12 protein-coding genes are annotated in these 16,282 nt (G+C 61.7%); 7 read left to right on the top strand and 5 right to left on the bottom strand.

Going from position 1 to position 16,282, the window contains the following annotated elements; all coding sequences use genetic code 11:
* Positions 1-11 precede the first annotated feature (11 nt).
* The gene (gene hscA, locus LGH70_RS01085; protein WP_226181868.1) at positions 12-1,871 is read right to left on the bottom strand and encodes a Fe-S protein assembly chaperone HscA; all 1,860 of its coding nucleotides are present in this window, start codon (positions 1,869-1,871) and stop codon (positions 12-14) included.
* 418 nt (positions 1,872-2,289) lie between these two features.
* Between hscA and LGH70_RS01080 the strand changes: the two genes are divergently transcribed.
* The 5 genes from LGH70_RS01080 to LGH70_RS01060 all read left to right on the top strand — a co-directional run bounded on the left by LGH70_RS01080 (position 2,290) and on the right by LGH70_RS01060 (position 9,399).
* On the top strand, positions 2,290-4,356 hold the full coding sequence (locus LGH70_RS01080; RefSeq protein WP_226181866.1) for a DUF4331 family protein: 2,067 nt from the start codon (positions 2,290-2,292) through the stop codon (positions 4,354-4,356).
* 167 nt (positions 4,357-4,523) lie between these two features.
* On the top strand, positions 4,524-5,849 hold the full coding sequence (locus LGH70_RS01075) for a tetratricopeptide repeat protein (protein ID WP_226181865.1): 1,326 nt from the start codon (positions 4,524-4,526) through the stop codon (positions 5,847-5,849).
* An 18-nt stretch (positions 5,850-5,867) separates the two neighbouring features.
* On the top strand, positions 5,868-6,554 hold the full coding sequence (locus LGH70_RS01070) for a HupE/UreJ family protein (protein WP_226181863.1): 687 nt from the start codon (positions 5,868-5,870) through the stop codon (positions 6,552-6,554).
* Between the two features lie 24 nt (positions 6,555-6,578).
* Positions 6,579-6,965: a hypothetical protein gene (locus LGH70_RS01065; protein ID WP_226181861.1), complete on the top strand. Its 387-nt coding sequence runs from the start codon at positions 6,579-6,581 to the stop codon at positions 6,963-6,965.
* 139 nt (positions 6,966-7,104) lie between these two features.
* The gene (locus LGH70_RS01060) at positions 7,105-9,399 is read left to right on the top strand and encodes a TonB-dependent receptor (RefSeq protein ID WP_226181859.1); all 2,295 of its coding nucleotides are present in this window, start codon (positions 7,105-7,107) and stop codon (positions 9,397-9,399) included.
* A gap of 76 nt (positions 9,400-9,475) precedes the next feature.
* Here the strand turns inward: LGH70_RS01060 and LGH70_RS01055 are convergent, their stop codons facing one another.
* The 3 genes from LGH70_RS01055 to lgt are packed head-to-tail and all read right to left on the bottom strand — an operon-like array spanning position 9,476 to position 11,375.
* The gene (locus LGH70_RS01055; RefSeq protein ID WP_226181857.1) at positions 9,476-9,721 is read right to left on the bottom strand and encodes a hypothetical protein; all 246 of its coding nucleotides are present in this window, start codon (positions 9,719-9,721) and stop codon (positions 9,476-9,478) included.
* Positions 9,722-9,727: 6 nt separating this feature from the next.
* Positions 9,728-10,303 carry an RNA polymerase sigma factor gene (locus tag LGH70_RS01050; protein ID WP_226181855.1) on the bottom strand — a complete coding sequence of 192 codons (576 nt, stop codon included), beginning with the start codon at positions 10,301-10,303 and terminating at the stop codon, positions 9,728-9,730.
* Between the two features lie 58 nt (positions 10,304-10,361).
* The gene (lgt, locus tag LGH70_RS01045; protein ID WP_226181853.1) at positions 10,362-11,375 is read right to left on the bottom strand and encodes a prolipoprotein diacylglyceryl transferase; all 1,014 of its coding nucleotides are present in this window, start codon (positions 11,373-11,375) and stop codon (positions 10,362-10,364) included.
* A 580-nt stretch (positions 11,376-11,955) separates the two neighbouring features.
* On the opposite strand from lgt, the gene LGH70_RS01040 reads away from it, so the two are divergent.
* Entirely contained in the window at positions 11,956-12,654 is a 699-nt protein-coding gene (locus LGH70_RS01040; RefSeq protein WP_226181851.1) for a murein L,D-transpeptidase catalytic domain family protein, read from the top strand.
* Positions 12,655-12,760: 106 nt separating this feature from the next.
* On the opposite strand, the gene LGH70_RS01035 is transcribed toward LGH70_RS01040, so the two are convergent.
* Positions 12,761-15,142: a T9SS type A sorting domain-containing protein gene (locus LGH70_RS01035; RefSeq protein ID WP_226181849.1), complete on the bottom strand. Its 2,382-nt coding sequence runs from the start codon at positions 15,140-15,142 to the stop codon at positions 12,761-12,763.
* A 391-nt stretch (positions 15,143-15,533) separates the two neighbouring features.
* On the opposite strand from LGH70_RS01035, the gene LGH70_RS01030 reads away from it, so the two are divergent.
* Positions 15,534-16,259, top strand: coding sequence for a murein L,D-transpeptidase catalytic domain family protein (locus LGH70_RS01030; RefSeq protein ID WP_226181847.1), 726 nt, complete (start codon positions 15,534-15,536; stop codon positions 16,257-16,259).
* Positions 16,260-16,282: the final 23 nt, after the last annotated feature.

Below are 16,282 nucleotides of genomic sequence, written 5' to 3'. Positions count from 1 at the left end.
CCCGGAGCTGCCTACTCGATTTTCTTGCCCGTCATGGCCTGCTTGATGGAAATATTCATTACCCGCTCGGCAAACGGACTGGTGAGGTGTTCCAGTTCATCAACGGCCTTGAGAATCGTGTCCTTGTCGTTCGATTCCAGCGACTCGCGCAGCACCTGCGTCTGGGCCGCCGTGAGGGTGATTTCGTCTTCGGTCAGGTACTGGGAGTTTTTCTCCACGAACCGCTCCACCTGGTAGAGCATCTGCTCGGCCACGGTGCGGGCCTCAATCACCATGCGGGCCGACACGTCGGCGCGGGCGTGGGTCAGAGAGTCCATCAGCATCTGCTCCACCTGCTCGTCGGTCAGGCCGTACTGGGGCTTGATTTCCACGGCTTGGCGAGTGTTGGAGCGCAGCTCGATGGCTTCGACCTGCAAAATGCCGTCGGCATTGAGCAGGAAGTTCACATCGACCTTGGGCAAACCGGCGGGCATGGCGGGAATGCCGCGCAGGTCGAATTCAGCCAGCTTGCGGTTTTCCTTCACCAGGTCCCGCTCGCCCTGGTACACCGAGATTTTCAGGTTTACCTGCCCGTCGACCGATGTAGTGTACTGGCGGCCGGCTTTGGTCGGAATCTTGGAGTTGCGTGGAATGATGGAGTCCATCAGGCCGCCCAGCGTTTCGATGCCCAGCGTGAGGGGCGTCACGTCGAGCAGCAGCACGTCGCGGCGGTTGCCGGCCAGAATATCGGCCTGAATGGCGGCGCCCAGGGCTACTACCTCATCGGGGTTGAGCGAGTTGTTGGCCGGCTGCTGGAAAAACTCCGATACCGACTCGTACACCAGCGGCACGCGGGTCGAGCCGCCCACGAGCAGCACGGCATTCAGGTCGGCGGCCGTAAGCTTAGCATCGGCCAAGGCACGGCGGCACGAGTCGATGGTACGCTCTACCAGGGGGCGGATCAGCTCATTGAACTTGGCCTTGGTCAGGAACAGGGTGGTGTCGCCGAAAATTACTTCGAACGAGTTGTTGCTGCTCAGGTGGCGCTTGGCTTCTTCGGCCAGCAGGCGCAGCTGCTGCTGGGCTTTCACGTCCTCAAACAGAAAGGCGCTGAGCTGATACTCGCTGGTCCAGAAGTCGGAAATGGCGCGGTCAAGGTCGTCGCCGCCCAGGTAAGTGTCGCCGTTGGTGCTGAGCACTTCAAAAATGCCCTGCTGGATGCGCAGAATGCTGATGTCGAAAGTGCCGCCGCCCAGGTCGTACACGGCCACGGTTTTCTCCTCGTCGGGGCTCAGGCCAATGCCGTAGGCCAGGGCCGCGGCGGTGGGCTCGTTCACGATGCGCAGCACTTCGAGGCCGGCCAGGCGGCCCGCGTCGCGCGTGGCCTGGCGCTGGGAGTCGTTGAAGTAGGCCGGCACGGTAATCACGGCGCGGTTGACGGGCGTTTTCAGGGCGTGCTCGGCGCGGGTGCGCAGCTCCTTCAGAATCTCGGCCGACAGTTCAATAGGGGAGTAGAACCGGTCGCCGACGCGAATCTTGACCAGGCCTTCGGAATTATCGTCGATAACCTTGTAGCCCAGCTGCGCGGCCTGCTCGCCCAGGTCGCGGTAAGACTTGCCCAGCAGGCGCTTCACCGAGTAAATCGTATTCTGAGGCTCGGTAAGCAGGTAGTCTTTGGCATCGGTGCCCACGATGGGGTCGGCGGCATCGGCGGGGAAGTGTACCACCGACGGCACGATGGTACCGCGGCCCTGGTCGTTGATGGCCAGCGGCTGCCGGCTGTCGGGATGGATGTAGGCCACTAGGCTGTTGGTCGTGCCCAGGTCAATACCGACAATGATTTCTTCCTGCTGTATGCTCCCCGTAGAGAGGTTGATTGCGACTTTGGCCATGGTAATAGGAATCGGCGCGCCGAAGCGCGGAGTAAGCTAAACGGGAAGGTGAAAAAAGGGCTACGCTCACCTACGATGCGCGGGCAAAAGTAGCGAAGAAATACGGCTGAGGCCGGATAACAAACCACTGGCAGCGTTGGCTTTGAAGGCAGTTCTATTTTTTGCGAATAAAGTTCCATTAGTTCCAATCCAAGCGCGCGAGTAGTTGCGTATAGCCCAACAAGTCCGCTAACCTTTTTCTGCACCCCTGTTGCTGAGCGTCCTGCTCACCCCGTTCCGCCCGACTCTTTCGGGTGAATTCCCACACTAGCGTGCCTGTCTGGCGCGTATTGCGCGTGTTTCCTGCCTGTTTTTTTTAAATGCTTTCCGGCATGCCGGAAGAGGTATGCCCTATTTTTTTCCACTCAACCCCTTCATCATGAAGAACACCTTTACCCGCCCGCTATTCCATATGGGACTAGCGGCTACTGCCATCGTAGGCGCCTTGGCCTGGAGCGGGCAAAACACCCGCATCGAGGCCTCCAGCCACCGCGAAGCCCCACTTATTGCCGACGACCCGTTGGCCGACAACACCGATTTGTACGCTTTCCGCGACCCGAATAATCCGGAGCTGATCAACATCATTGCCAACTACATTCCGCTGGAGCTGCCCCAGGGTGGACCCATCTACAACACATTTGGGGAAAACATACGCTACGAAATTCACATCAAGAACAAAACGACCTCGACGGGTGACGACCTGACGTATCGTTTCACGTTCACGCGCACCAACGAGGACCCCACCACGTTTTTCCGCACCCGCCTGGGCAAGGAAAACCAGAAAACGACCTATACCGCTGAGCTGAGCGTGAACGGTGGCGCCTTTACGTCCATCGTCACCGGCGGTGTTGTGCCCCCGCCCAACATCGGTCCCCGCTCCATTGAAGGCGCCGCCGGCCTGGGGCAACCCTACAACACGCTTATGACCAACGCCATCCGGACGCTGGCCAATGGCACCAAGGTATTCTGCGGCCCCGTGGATGACCCGTTCTTCGTGGACCTGGGTGGTATTTTTGACCTGGGTGGTGTGCGGCAGACGGGTGCCCGCGACGGGGTAGCCCGCAAGAACACCCACACCATTGCCCTGCAGATTCCGATTTCGGTGCTGCAGAAAGACGGCAAAACAGGGGCGCAGGCTGCCAACATCCTGGATTCGGACTACATCATCGGCGTGTGGGCCTCGGCCAGCCGTCAGGCTATCCGCACCCTGAACGTGGATGGCACCCAGACGCAGTCGGGCAACTACGTGCAAGTGTCGCGCCTGGGCATGCCGCTGACCAACGAGGTGGTAATTCCCATTGGGCAGAAAGATGAGTGGAACGCCGGCAACCCCTATGGTGCCGTAGCCAAGTTCGACGAAAACGCCATGAACCCCGAATTGGCGCTGTACATGGACGACAGCCGCTTTGGCGGGGCCGTACCCGGTCTGGGGGCTCTACGCATTCAGAGCAGCTCGCTGCAGGCCTTTGACTTCCGCAACGGCAAGGACGGCCTGGCCAATCTGACCACCGCTCAGCGCGCCGGTACCGTTTTCGCCGACCCCACTTTCGGTCCTTACCTGCTGCGCGCCGGTAAGCCCCGCTCGGTGGATATTCTGCCCATCTTCCACACGGGTGTGCCAAACCTGCCCCCGTACCAGCTGGCTACCGGCAAACCCGCCCGTAACCCGCTGGCCGCTGGCAAGCCGTTTATCAATAACTTCCTGCCTACGCTGGGCGACATGCTGCGCCTGAACATGGCTGTGCCCGCTACGCCCCGCACCCTGGCCAACGGCACGCCCAACCCCGACTTCAGCTCGGAAGGCCTGCTGGCCGCCGCTGTGCTGGGCCTGACCGACACGCGCTTTAACGGCAGCGCCGCGCTGCAGGCTATTCCCAACATGGACGGCTTCCCCAATGGTCGTCGTCTGGAAGATGACGTAACCCGCATCGAGCTGCAAGCTGTAGGTGGCGTAGTGCTGGCCGCTATTGGCCTGTTCTACGACGACTACTCGGCTACGGCCACCAGCCCGCTCACGCCCCAGCTGCTGAGCGTGGTCAACTTCCGCACCGGCGTTGAAGCCAACGACACGACCTTTAAAGCGGCTTTCCCTTACATGCAGACGCCGTGGCGCGGTACCAAAGCCCAGCCGACGGTTACATCGCAGCGTGGGGCAGTGGGCCTGGGCCTGATGGCCTCGCCGGTGGAAGTAGCTCAGAACTACCCCAACCCCTTCACCGACAAAACCACGATTCACTACGAAGTAGGCGTAAAAGGTCCGCTGACCATTACCGTCAGCGACATGATGGGCCGCCACGTAGCCACGCTGGTGAACAACAAGGAGCACAAGCCTGGCACCTACGAAATGCCGTGGAAAGTGCAGAACCTGGCCGCCGGTACCTACATTGCCACCGTCCGGTCGGGCGAAACGGTATTGCAGTCCATCAAGATGGTGCACACCAACTAAGCAGAATTGACTACCTGACAACCGGCAGTCGGGGCTTGCTCCATCTGCCGGTTGCCATCGGGTAGTCACTCAGCTAGCCGGACCCGGGTGAGTTCGGCTAGCTTGCTGGTAACATAAGAGCCCGGTTTCGTGCCGGGCTCTTTTTCCCACTTTTAGCCCCCGCTGCTTTGCGTAAATACTTTTACCCTATTCTGCTGGTTTGCTTTGGCGCGGCCGTTGCTGCCCTGTTCTTCTTCCGCAAGCCCGAGCCTATTCCCACGCTCAAGGAGCGCCACGGCGACCTGGCGCTGGGAGGAGAGTGGCTGAACACCAAAAATGCCATTGGCGGCCTGCTGGCTCAGCTGCGGGCCCAGCCCGACGACAACAAAGCCAAGCTCCTGCTGGCCCAGGCTTACATGCAGGAGGCCCGCGTTACCGGCGACCATCCGTACTACGATATGGCCGCCATGCAGCTGCTGGACGGCATTCTGAAGCAGGAGCCCGAAAACTTTGAGGCCCTGTGCTGCAAAGCCTCGCTCTGCCTGACCCAGCACCACTTCTCCGAAGGCCTGGCTGTGGCCGAGCAGGCCGTAGCCCTGAATCCGCACAATGCTTTCGTGTATGGCCTGCTCTGTGATGCCAATGTGGAACTGGGCCGCTACCCCGAAGCCGTGAAGATGGCCGACAAGATGAACCAGGTGCGCCCCGATCTGCGCTCCTACTCCCGCGTGTCCTACCTGCGCGAAATCCACGGCGACTACCCCGGCGCCATCGAGGCTATGGACATGGCCGTGAAAGCCGGCTACCCCGGCCTGGAGCAAACGGAATGGTCGCGCATTACGCTGGGCCACCTCTATGAGAATACTGGCGACCTGGCGCAGGCTGAGAAGCAGTACCAGATGGCGTTGCTGCAGCGCCCTTACTACGCCTACGCGCTGGCCGGGCTGGGCCGCGTGGAAAAAGCCCGCAAAAACTACCCCGCCGCCATCGACTATTTCCGTAAGGCCCGCGCCACGGTGCAGGACTACGCCTTTGCCGACGAGCTGACCGATTTGTACCGCCTGAACAACGAGCCCGCCAAAGCCACCCAAATGGCTAAGGAAGCCATTGGCATGCTGGCCGACGACGCCAAAGAAGCCGACGACAACGAGCAGATGGGCCACTACGCCGACCGGGAGCTGGCCTATGCCTACCTGAAAACCAACGAGGTCGACAAAGCCCTGACGCACGCCAAAATCGAGTATGAGCGCCGCCCCGACAACATCGACGTGTGCGAAACCCTGGCCTGGGTGCACTACAAGCGCGGCGAGTATAAGCAGGCCCAGAAGCTGATGGACACGGCTCTGCGCACCAAGTCGCAGAACCCCACGCTGCTGTGCCGCGCCGGGCTGATTGCCTCTAAAAACGGGCAGGCCGCCAAAGGCCAAGCCCTCATCCGGCAGGCCCTGGCGCTGAACCCGTACCTGAGCTTCGACCTAGCTGATGAAGGCAAGAAGCTGCTGGCTTTTAACTAACCCGGCCGGGCTGCAAGTATGAAGGCATTACACGGCCACCGCAAACTCATGCTGCGCGGAGCATTGCTGCTCCTGGCCGCACTGCTGTTGCCCCAGCTGGCCGCGGCCCACGTGCTGGATGTGGACGTGAGCAAACTCTCGCGCACCGACATCATCAGCACCTACCTCAAGCTGGGCTTTACCCACATTCTGCCCCTCGGCCTCGACCATATTCTGTTCGTGCTGAGCATTTTTTTCCTGGAGCCCCGCCTCAAGCCGGTACTCGTGCAGGCTACGGCCTTCACCATTGCCCACTCCATTACGCTGGGCCTGGCCATGTACGGCCTCATTTCGCCCCCGGCTTCTATCGTGGAACCCATTATTGCCCTGTCCATCCTGTTTGTGGCCATCGAGAACATCATGGCCGATAAGCTCAACCCCTGGCGCGTGGCCATCGTGTTCGGCTTCGGCCTGATTCACGGCATGGGCTTCGCCAGCGTGCTGACCTCGCTCGGGTTGCCGCGGGCCATGTTCGTCGAGTCCCTGATTTCCTTTAACGTGGGCGTCGAGCTGGGGCAGGTAACAGTGATTCTGCTGGCCTGGCTGCTGGTCGGCCGCTGGTTTGCCGACAAGCCCTGGTACAAGCAGCGCGTGGTGGTGCCGGCTTCGGTGCTTATTGGCCTGGTGGCCGCCTACTGGACCGTGGAGCGCGTGTTTTTTGCCTAAGCTGATTTTAAGATATACAACTCCATGCTACGCTCCTGGCTCGTGCTGCTGCTGCTCACGCACTACCTGCTGGTAGTGGGCGCCGGCCTCGTGAACCGGCCTGAAGCCCCGCGCTACTCCGCCGCGCACCCCTATACCCACAGCGCCGACTGCCAGCAGCAGCACTACCTCCGCGTCGACTGCTTTGATACCTGCAACGGCGACCAGCAAGTAGTGCAAAAGCGCACAGCCGCCGAGAATACCCGGCATATGCTGTCGGTGCTTAAAAGCATTGATGTGCACTGCCTGACCGAGGCAGTAGAAGTCAGGCTCTATTCTTATTCTATTCCGCAGGTTGTACCGGTAACTGCCGCTGAGGCTATGCCCGCCGGTTTCCAGACCAGCTTTTACCCGCCGCCCCGCCGGGGATGAGTACCGCGCCGGGCCCACTTGCGTGCCCGGCCTCAGCCGCCGCTTTGCGAAGTGCTGACCCGCTACTTATCCTATTCACAAGGCTATCCGGCGTTGCCTCGGGCGAGGGGCGTTGCGCATAGCCGTGTTTCCCGGCTCTATGCATTTTCAACTTTTACGCTTGCACCTGCTGGGTGCTGTGCTGCTCAGCCTGCTGAGTACAGCCGCGCTGGCCCAAACCACCATTTCCGGCGGCATTCGTGGCATTATCACCGATTCGACTTCCGGCCAGCGCCTGCCCGGCGTGGGTATTCGCCTGGAGGGGCAGCCCGGCGGTACGGCCTCCGACGCGCTGGGTGCTTTTCGCCTCGACAACCTGCCGGCCGGTACCTATGTGCTGCGCGCCACGGCCCTAGGCTACCGCAGCCCGGGCGTTACCGTCACTGTCGCGGCTGGCGCCACCCAAACGATGAACCTGCGGCTGGCGGGCGTGGCGCTGAATCTGAGCGAAGTCACCGTGTCGCAGCCCCGCGACCCAAACCAGTCGCTGGCCACCATCACCCAGATCGACCAGGTGCTGCGGCCCCTGAACTCGGCCCAGGACCTGCTGCCGCTGGTGCCCGGTCTGTTCATCGCTCAGCACGCGGGTGGGGGCAAGGCCGAGCAGATTTTTATCCGGGGCTTCGATGTAGACCACGGCACCGATTTCAATGTAAGTGTAGACGGGCTGCCGGTGAACATGGTAAGCCACGCCCACGGCCAGGGCTACGCCGATTTTCACTTCACGATTCCGGAAACGGTGGAGGCCCTGAAGGTATACAAAGGCCCGTACACCGCCCGGTTCGGTGATTTTGCCACTGCCGGCGCCGGGGAGTTCAGCACCAAGACCAGCTTAGCTAACAGCGTAGCCAAGCTGGAGCTGGGGCAGTTCGATACCCGCCGCGCCCTGCTCATGCTCGATCTGCTGCCCCAGGGCAAGCACCTGCTAAGCCAGCACACGGAAAGCGCCTACCTGGCCACCGAGTACTCTTTCACGAACTCCTACTTCGACGCCCAGCAGCACTTCAACCGTTTCAACGGGCTGGCCAAATACACCGGCCTGCTCTCGGGGCGCACCTCCCTGATGGTGCTGGGCTCCCATTTCACCTCCCGCTGGGATGCCTCGGGCCAGGTGCCGGAACGCGCCATCCGCGACGGGCGGATTTCGCGCTTCGGCAGCATCGACCCCAGTGAGGGCGGCCGCACCGACCGTACCAATGCCACCGCCGTGCTGACCACCACGCTGCCCCACGACGCGGTGCTGCGCCAGCAGGCCTACTTTGTCAACTACAATTTCAACCTTTACTCCAACTTCACCTTCTTCCTGGACAACCCGGAAAACGGGGACGAAATCCAGCAGAACGAGCAGCGCAACGTGTATGGCTACACCGGCACGTATGAGCGCACTTCGCGCCTGGGCAGCCGCACGCTGCGCTCGGTGCTGGGCATAGGCACCCGCCTCGATGACGTAGACCTGGCCCTGCGCCAGACGGTGAACCGCGCCGTGCGCGACACCATCGTGTCGGGCCGTGTGTACGAGCAGAATTTCAATGCCTACCTCGATGAAACCTTGCCCCTGACCGAGCGCCTGACCCTGAATGCAGCCCTGCGCGTGGATTACTTCCGCTTTGCCTTTCAGGAGCAGCGCGACGCGGCGCAGTCGGGCCGGGCCGGCAAGGGGCGCGTTAGTCCCAAGCTGAACCTGTACTACGACCTGACGCCCAGCGTGCAGCTGTTTGCCCGCTCGGGTTTCGGCTTTCACTCCAACGATGCCCGGGCCGTGGTGCTGAGCCCGGGTGCCAACGTGCTGCCCCGCGCCATCGGCTACGAGGTGGGCAGTACCTTCAAGCCAGTGCCCAGCCTGGTGGTTAATACCGCGCTGTGGGCTTTGCATTTGCAGGATGAGCTGGTGTACGTGGGCGACGGGGGCTTCACGGAAAGCGCCGGCCGCACCCGCCGCTACGGCGCCGACCTGTCGTTGCGCTACCAGCTGACCCGCACGCTGTTCGTGGATGCCGACCTGAACTACAATCACGGCCGCCTCGTGGAAGCGCACCCCGATTCCAACCGGATTCCGCTGGCGCCCACCTTTACCAGCATCGGCGGCCTGACGCTGAAGCAGCCCTCGGGCCTGAGCGCCAGCCTGCGCTACCGCCACCTCAACGACCGGCCCGCCAACGAATACAACTCGGTGCGGGCCCGCGGCTACTTCCTGTTCGATGCCTTGGTGAGCTACACCCACGGCCGCTTTCAGGTAGGCGCCAGTGCCGAAAACCTGCTGAACGTAGAGTGGAACCAAGCCCAGTTCGATACCCAGAGCCGCCTGCCCGGCGAAGGAGCCGAGGGTGTGTCGGAGCTACACTTCACCCCGGGCACGCCGTTTTTCCTGAAAGGCAACGTCAGCGTATTTTTCTAGAAGAGCGCCAAACAGAGGGGAAGACTGGTCTTCTGATAATCACCAAGACCGATACCAACTTCAGCGGCCGAAGTCGTCAGCACGCATTGCACATGGCCGTGTCAGCATTCAACGCCAGCACCATAGCGGCCAGGGAAAAAGCGTAGACCGAGCGCCGCAGCCACGTCGGCAAGGCCGGGGGCTGGGGTTGCTGGGCGGCGAGGCGGGCCTGGAGCCGGGTGAAGAAAAAGGGCCGGGGCTCTGGCGGGGCTTGCGGCAACGAGCGGAGCAGCGAGGTCCAGGCTTGGTCGTCGTCTTCGGGAAGGTTAAACGGGTTGGGCATGGCAGGTCAGGCTAGATGAGGGTGGAGAAACTTGCGCAAGCTTTGCCGGGCGCGAAACAGCAGAGACTCGACGGCGGGCCGGCTGGTGTCCAGCACAGCGGCTATTTCTTCGTAGCTCAGCTCCTGTTCATGACGCAGGGTGAAGGCCACCTGCTGGCTGTCGGGCAGGCGCGCAATGGCATCGAGCAGTTGCTGGTACTGCTGCTGACTTTCCAGCAGAGCCAGCGGGTGCCGGTAATCGGGGGGCTCGTGCAAGACCTCTTGGTTGGCCCCCAGCAGGGTAGTTAGAAAGGCAAAGCGCTTTTTGGCCCGGGCCTTCCGCTGCTGTTTCAACGCCTGGGAGGTAGCCAGGCGGTAGAGCCAGGTGCTAAGGGCCGCCTCGCCCCGGAACCGGGCAATGCTCTGGTAAACTTCCACAAATACCTCCTGGGCCACGTCTTCAGCTTCTTCGGGGGAGCGGAGCAAACTCAGGACTGTGCGGTACACGGGCCCCTGGTACCGCTCGACCAGCGCGCGGAAAGCCGCTGCCTGGCCCGCCTGGAGCCGGATTACCAGCTCGGCGTCGGTGGGAGAGTAGCTCACGCGGGAATCAGCTGGAGGACCATGGAACAGCGGGGGGAAGCAAGTCAATAAGGCGCGCTTACTTGTTGTTCCCAACGGGTAAAGAAGCAACTAACAGCCCGGTTGGCAAGGGCTCGTTCAAATCGCGCGGGGCATGGCCGTAGGGGTTTTTCGGGTCTTTGCCGGCGCGCCACAGCAGCCACAGGCCCACCAGAAGGGGCGGCAGGCTGAGCAGCTGGCCCTGGTTGAGCAGGTTGTCTTTCTCGAAATCTACCTGGGCCTCCTTCAGAAATTCGCCCAGGAAACGCTGGACGAAGAGCAGCGCCATAAACAGCCCGAGCAGCAGCCCGCGGGGAGTATGTTCTTTGGTGCGGTGCCATAGAGCGTAGAGGAGTACCACCAGCAGCACGCAATACAGGGCCTCGTAGAGCTGCGTGGGGTGGCGCGGCACGGCCATTAGCGCGCCGGGGCCGATGGGCGCGTCGGCGGGCAACAGCTGGTGGCTTACCTCGCCACTGGGCAGGCGCTCGGGGCGGGCCACCTGCACGGCCCCGGCGGGCAGCGGCCGGGTAGCGGGCAGCAGGTGCTCGGTGTCGCGCGGAAACACCACGGCCCACGGCGCGGTGGTAGGGTAGCCACCAATCTCGGAGTTCATGAAATTGCCCAGGCGGATAAGCGCCCCGCCGATGCCGACCACCAGCACGATGCGGTCGAGCACCCAGCGGGTATCGAACTTGTGGTGCCGGGCAAACAGCCAACAGGCTAGCGGAATGCCCAGGGTAGCACCGTGCGAAGCCAGCCCGCCGTGCCAGGTTTTAAAAACTTCCAGCGGATCATTCAGCAGCATTTCGGGCTCATAAAACAAGACGTGGCCCAGGCGCGCGCCCACCACGGTGCCCACCAGCACGTAGATGGTCAGGACGTCCACCCAGCGCGGCGCCACTTGCTCGCGCCGGAAAAGGTGCTGGAGCACGGGCGTACCCACCACAAAGCCCAACATGAACAGCAGCCCGTACCAGCGTAGCGCCACCGGGCCGATATGGGCAATGATGGGGTCCAGGTTCCAAACCAAGTAGGCAAGTAGTGAGGTCATGGGCAGGGAGGGGAAAAGAAATATTCCGGACAGAAGAAGCTGAGCCAGGAAACGCCCGGCTACTGCTTAGGCCCCGACTACCGCAGAAACTTGCGGTGGCCTTCTGCTTTTATTTTTCGAGGTGTCCTTTTCCCTGTTACCTGTCGCGCCCCACTCTTATTCGATGGTCTGTATCTGACCGGGGAAATCTGCTTCTGTATAGCTGACAGTTGGCATTTGGCTCATTATTCAACAATGAACCAGAGTTGCAACGAAGGCTGACTCGCCAGGCGTACTTACTCTTTTTAGTTTCGATTGGTACGCCCCAACCCGTAGCACGCCAAGCTACATCCAACCGTCCTTCACTAAATCAGCGCCCCACCAAATTTGCGTAGCAAGGCCGGAATGCGGAATTTTGGCATAATCCGCTCCAGGGCGCCCCACTCAAGCAGGTAACGTGCGGTATACACAAGAAATACGAGCCACCCTCATAGCAACTTTACTGGGCAGCATGGTCGGCTGTCAGTCGGTGGCGGATACTGAGCGGTCCGCTGCGCGCCAGGCCACGACAACACTGCCCCGGCCAGCCGCACCCCTGCCTGTGGCGGCTGCCCCCACCGATTCATTGCAGCCCGAGCCGCTGCCGCCGCTACCCGCCGTATCCGAAACCCTGCGCCAGGAAGTAGCGGCCCTGCGGGCCGCGCTGGGCCCGGAGGCGGAGGCGTTGCGGCCGGAAGTGTTGGAGCGGGCCTGCGTGGGCTACCTTACGCTACGCCACGCCGGCCGCATCCGGCGCACCGGGGTGCTGGCCGTAGCCGACATGGATTTGCCCTCCACCGAAAAGCGGCTCTGGGTGCTGAGTCTGACCGAGAAAAAGGTGCTGCACCGCAGCTACGTGGCCCACGGCCGCGGCTCGGGCACGGTGCGGCCCCAGCGCTTTTCCAACCGTATCAAGTCGGCGTGCACGGCCCTGGGCTTCTACCGCACCGCCGACACCTACGGGGGCAAGCATGGCCTCTCGCGCCGCCTGCACGGCCTCGATGCGGGCCAGAATAGCAATGCCCTCGACCGGTACGTGGTGCTGCACGGCGCCGACTATGCCGGCCAGGAATACCTGAATAAGCACGGGCAGCTAGGCTACAGCCGGGGCTGTCCGGCCCTGCCGCCCGAGCAGTACCGTGCCATCATCAAGGCCGTGGGAGAGGGAGCCTGCCTGCTGCTGAGTGGTCCCGGCCTGGTGTCGAAGTGGCTCGACGGCGCGGTAGCCGGACAGCAGCTGGCGGCCCGGGGCTGGCAGTAGAACATACTGCGTGAACCGGCAGCAGGAAAACAACCGACAGCTACTAAACAAAAAAGGCGCTGCCCTTCATGGGCAGCGCCTTTTTCGCGTCAGATTACCAGGCAACTTATTTTATCACCAGCTTCTGAGTCAGGCCAAACTCGGCTACTGACAGCTGATAAATACCGGCCGGAACGGCTTTGGCCGGGGCCAGATGAATCTGGTTCGAGCCGCTGTACAGGCGCACGGTTTCCTGGTGCACCAGGCGGCCCGTCACGTCGAACAGGCGAATAGTGGCGGGCTGTTCCGAGGCCGTTTGCAGCACCATTTCGATATGCTCAGCTGTGGTGGGGTTCGGGAACAGCTGCAGCTCGGCTTTGGCTTCGGTGCGGGGTGCTGCCGTAGCTGTGGAGGTAGTAGCCAGCGCGGTACGGGCCGACATTGAGCCCGTCACCACCGTGGGAGCGGTGTAGGTGGCCTTCACAAAAGCGCGCTGGGCGGGGTTGGTAGCCACGGCGTTTCGGGCCCGCAGCGTAATCCAGCCGTCGGCGGTAGGGGTGTAGGTGCCCGTGAGCGTGCCGGTGCCGGTTTTGCTGCTAACTAAGGTGCCGGCGCTGTTGTAAAGGGCTACCGTCAGGCTGCGGGTGGCGTCGGTCGGAATCAGGGTGTAGGTCACCGTTTTGCCGGCGCCCGAGTAAATGCGGCCCGCCGTGCGCAGGGCCGTCGAGCTGGCAGGTAGCTGACCACCCTGCTGCAAAGAGCGGGAATCGGCGTCGCCTAGGTCATCGGCCAGCTCCCACTCCTGAGTCGTCGCCATGGCGGCCCGCACGTAGTTGGTGCCGATATTTACGGGCGCCCATACCGAGTAGCCGCGGCGGCCACCGGCAGCCGTGCCGTTGCAGGGTGGCGTATTAATGGCCACCGTTTGGGAGCCGCTCACCGTTACGGTGGCCGTGCCGTTGGCGCCGGAGTAGTCTTTCAGCACGGTGCCGGGGGCGAAGTCGCAGGACACGGTGCTGTTCTGCCAGGCGCTGAAATTGTCGTTGATGCCGATAAGGGCCTTGGTGCTGCGCTCAATCACGAGGTGGTCGGCGGCCTGCCAGCGCACTTTGTAGGCGCCGTCCTTGAAGCGCAGGTTCTGGTGGCACCAGATCAGGTTTTCCAGGTCGGAGCGGGTGGGCAGATCCACGGTGCTTTTCGGGCTGTGCGAGTAGCGCTTGCCGGTATTGCCCACGTTAAACAGATCCTCGAAGAAAATCTGGGGCGAGCCATCCACGGCCAGCGCGGCGGCGTAAGCGGCCGACAAGCGCGGGTCGAACGGGTCGATGTGGGGCGCCAACTCTGAGCCGGTGTTCCAGCCGGTGTAGTTACCGGTGCTGCCCACCTGGGGCCGGAAGGTGTCGTGGTTGTTCACGAAGGGCACGGTGCGGTGCACGTACTGCCCGTTGATGAGCACCGTGCGGGTGCCCTGCTGGTAGCCCGGCAGGCTGCCGATATCGAAGTTGCCTCCCCCGCTCACAATGCTGTAGAGGCCGTTGCGCAAGGAAAAGTCGAAGGTGCCGGCGCGGTTCTGCACGTTGCTCACCCAGCCGTCCATCTGCCCCGAGGAGCCCACCCATTCGCCCACGGCGTACATGGTGGCGCCCCCGTTGGCCCAGCCGGCGTTGCTTTGCAGGTTGTAGAGGAAATCCTCCATGGCGAAGTCCGGGAAGTGCTTCACCGCGTCGAGGCGCACCCCGTCGAAACCTACCTGCTTTTTGTACCACACCAGCCAGTTGCGGGTGTTGGTGCGCATGTAGTCGGCGCTCTGCACCGGGTTGAACGTGGCGTTGGAGCTGGTGCCGTAGGAGCCGTTGTAGTAGCTCACGTCGGGGCCGAAGTACACCGCGTTCCAGTCGCCGGAGGTGGAGTTGTTGCCGGGGTTGGGGTTGAAATTCTGCCAGTTCTTGGAAAAGCGTCCGTTGCGGGCTAGGTAGTTGGCGGCCGTTTCGTCGGTGGCAGGCTTGTTATAGCTCACGTACCGGAAGTTCTTGTACTTGCCGGTCGTGTAGTCGTCCCAGGCGGCCGGGTCCACGCCGCCCTGGCCCGTAGCCGAGCCGGCATTGTCAATGTGATTGAGGACAATATCCTGCACTACTTCGATGCCGTTAGCGTGCAGAATAGCCACGCCGCGCAGCAACTCATCCTTGGTGCCCAGGCGGGTCGGCAAAAAGCCTTTCTGGTACTTATCCCCGAGGTCGTAGTTGTCGAATGGCGAGTAGCCGTTGCCCTGGTTGCCGTTCTTGATGGAAGGCGGCATCCAGACGGCGTCGATGCCCATGGCCTTGAGGCGCGGGGCCAGGTCGGCAATGTAGTTGGCCCAGCCGTTTGGGTAGTTGGCGTTCCAGTAGTCCCACCAGAAGCCTTGCAGTACCACTTTCTGGGCGCGTACCGGGCTGTTGGCGAGGCATAAAAACAGGGACAGGGCGACCAGCAGCCAGCGGCTGGGTCGGCGGGTAGAGTTGTGCATGCGTATTGTGGGAATTGGTTGGAGGAGCGCGGGGATGAAAAGAATTACTTGCGTAATTAATTTCACTGACAAGGTAAGGGCTTATAGGAATAAACCGCTATGCCAGGAGAAGTAAAAGATTGTGGCCTGCCCCGGCACTACGCCAGCGGCATCAGCAGGGAATTAATTGAATATGGCCATTGTTGTATATGCTGCCCGTCGATAGTTACATCGTCTGGGCGGCTTCTACGTATAGCTACTTGTGCCTGGCCTGTGCCGCGCAAAGGCTATATTTTGATAACCGAAACGATACGTATCCATGGAAAAGCCAAGTGTAACCCAGCGTAAGCGACTGAAAATCCGAGCCCGTCGACTGACGCGCCGGATCCTGCCGTTTGTGGCTTCGTTGTTTATGGCTACTCCGCTGGCTTCTCCCGTGGCCCGGACCACGGCAGCTGGCATGGAAACCAAGATGCCTACGCCCAAGGCGTTGCAGGCCGCTTTCTTCGACCAGCGTCTGCACGACCTCTACCGCGACCTGAACGTGGAAGCGCAGGGCCTGCGCTACGAAGTATTCGAAAAAGCCGTAACGGGCTATTTCAACCTGAAAAACGACGGCAAGCTGAGCGACAAGCAACTGCTAACCGTAGTCGACTTCGAGTTGCCCTCCACCGAAAAGCGGCTCTGGGTGCTGGACCTGGAAACCAAGCAAACCGTGTTTCATACGCTGGTAGCACACGGCCACAACTCGGGCGAAAACGTGGCCACGAACTTCTCCAACGAGAATGAGTCGAACATGAGCAGCCTGGGTTTCTACGTCACGCAGGCCGAGTACGTCGGCAAGCATGGCCGCTCACTCAAGCTCAACGGCGTGGATGAAGGCTACAACGACAACGCCCTTATGCGCTCGGTGGTGATGCACGGCGCCGACTACGTGAGTGAGGAGTTTATCCGCCAGAACGGCCGTCTGGGTCGTAGCCTCGGCTGCCCGGCTCTGCCCATGGACCAGTACGCTCAGATTATTGACACCGTCGGCAATGGTACCTGTCTGTTCCTAAACGGCAACGACAGCTCGTATTCGTCGAAGTACCTGAACCAGGACGTGGCCATGAATACGCTGCTGACGACCAATAGCTAGTGTCCTGCTACGCTTCATAAAAA

The sequence above is a fragment of the Hymenobacter nitidus genome, assembly GCF_020447315.1.
Lineage (GTDB): Bacteria > Bacteroidota > Bacteroidia > Cytophagales > Hymenobacteraceae > Hymenobacter > Hymenobacter nitidus.
The sequence above is the reverse complement of the archived record's forward strand: the minus strand, read 5'-3'. Positions and strand labels throughout refer to the sequence as shown.

Coding starts and splice junctions, on each gene's coding strand:
- hscA (WP_226181868.1), bottom strand. CDS start 1,871: ATGGCCAAAGTCGCAATCAACCTCTCTACGGGGAGCATACAGCAGGAA.
- LGH70_RS01080 (WP_226181866.1), top strand. CDS start 2,290: ATGAAGAACACCTTTACCCGCCCGCTATTCCATATGGGACTAGCGGCT.
- LGH70_RS01070 (WP_226181863.1), top strand. CDS start 5,868: ATGAAGGCATTACACGGCCACCGCAAACTCATGCTGCGCGGAGCATTG.
- LGH70_RS01065 (WP_226181861.1), top strand. CDS start 6,579: ATGCTACGCTCCTGGCTCGTGCTGCTGCTGCTCACGCACTACCTGCTG.
- LGH70_RS01060 (WP_226181859.1), top strand. CDS start 7,105: ATGCATTTTCAACTTTTACGCTTGCACCTGCTGGGTGCTGTGCTGCTC.
- LGH70_RS01055 (WP_226181857.1), bottom strand. CDS start 9,721: ATGCCCAACCCGTTTAACCTTCCCGAAGACGACGACCAAGCCTGGACC.
- lgt (WP_226181853.1), bottom strand. CDS start 11,375: ATGACCTCACTACTTGCCTACTTGGTTTGGAACCTGGACCCCATCATT.
- LGH70_RS01035 (WP_226181849.1), bottom strand. CDS start 15,142: ATGCACAACTCTACCCGCCGACCCAGCCGCTGGCTGCTGGTCGCCCTG.
- LGH70_RS01030 (WP_226181847.1), top strand. CDS start 15,534: ATGGCTACTCCGCTGGCTTCTCCCGTGGCCCGGACCACGGCAGCTGGC.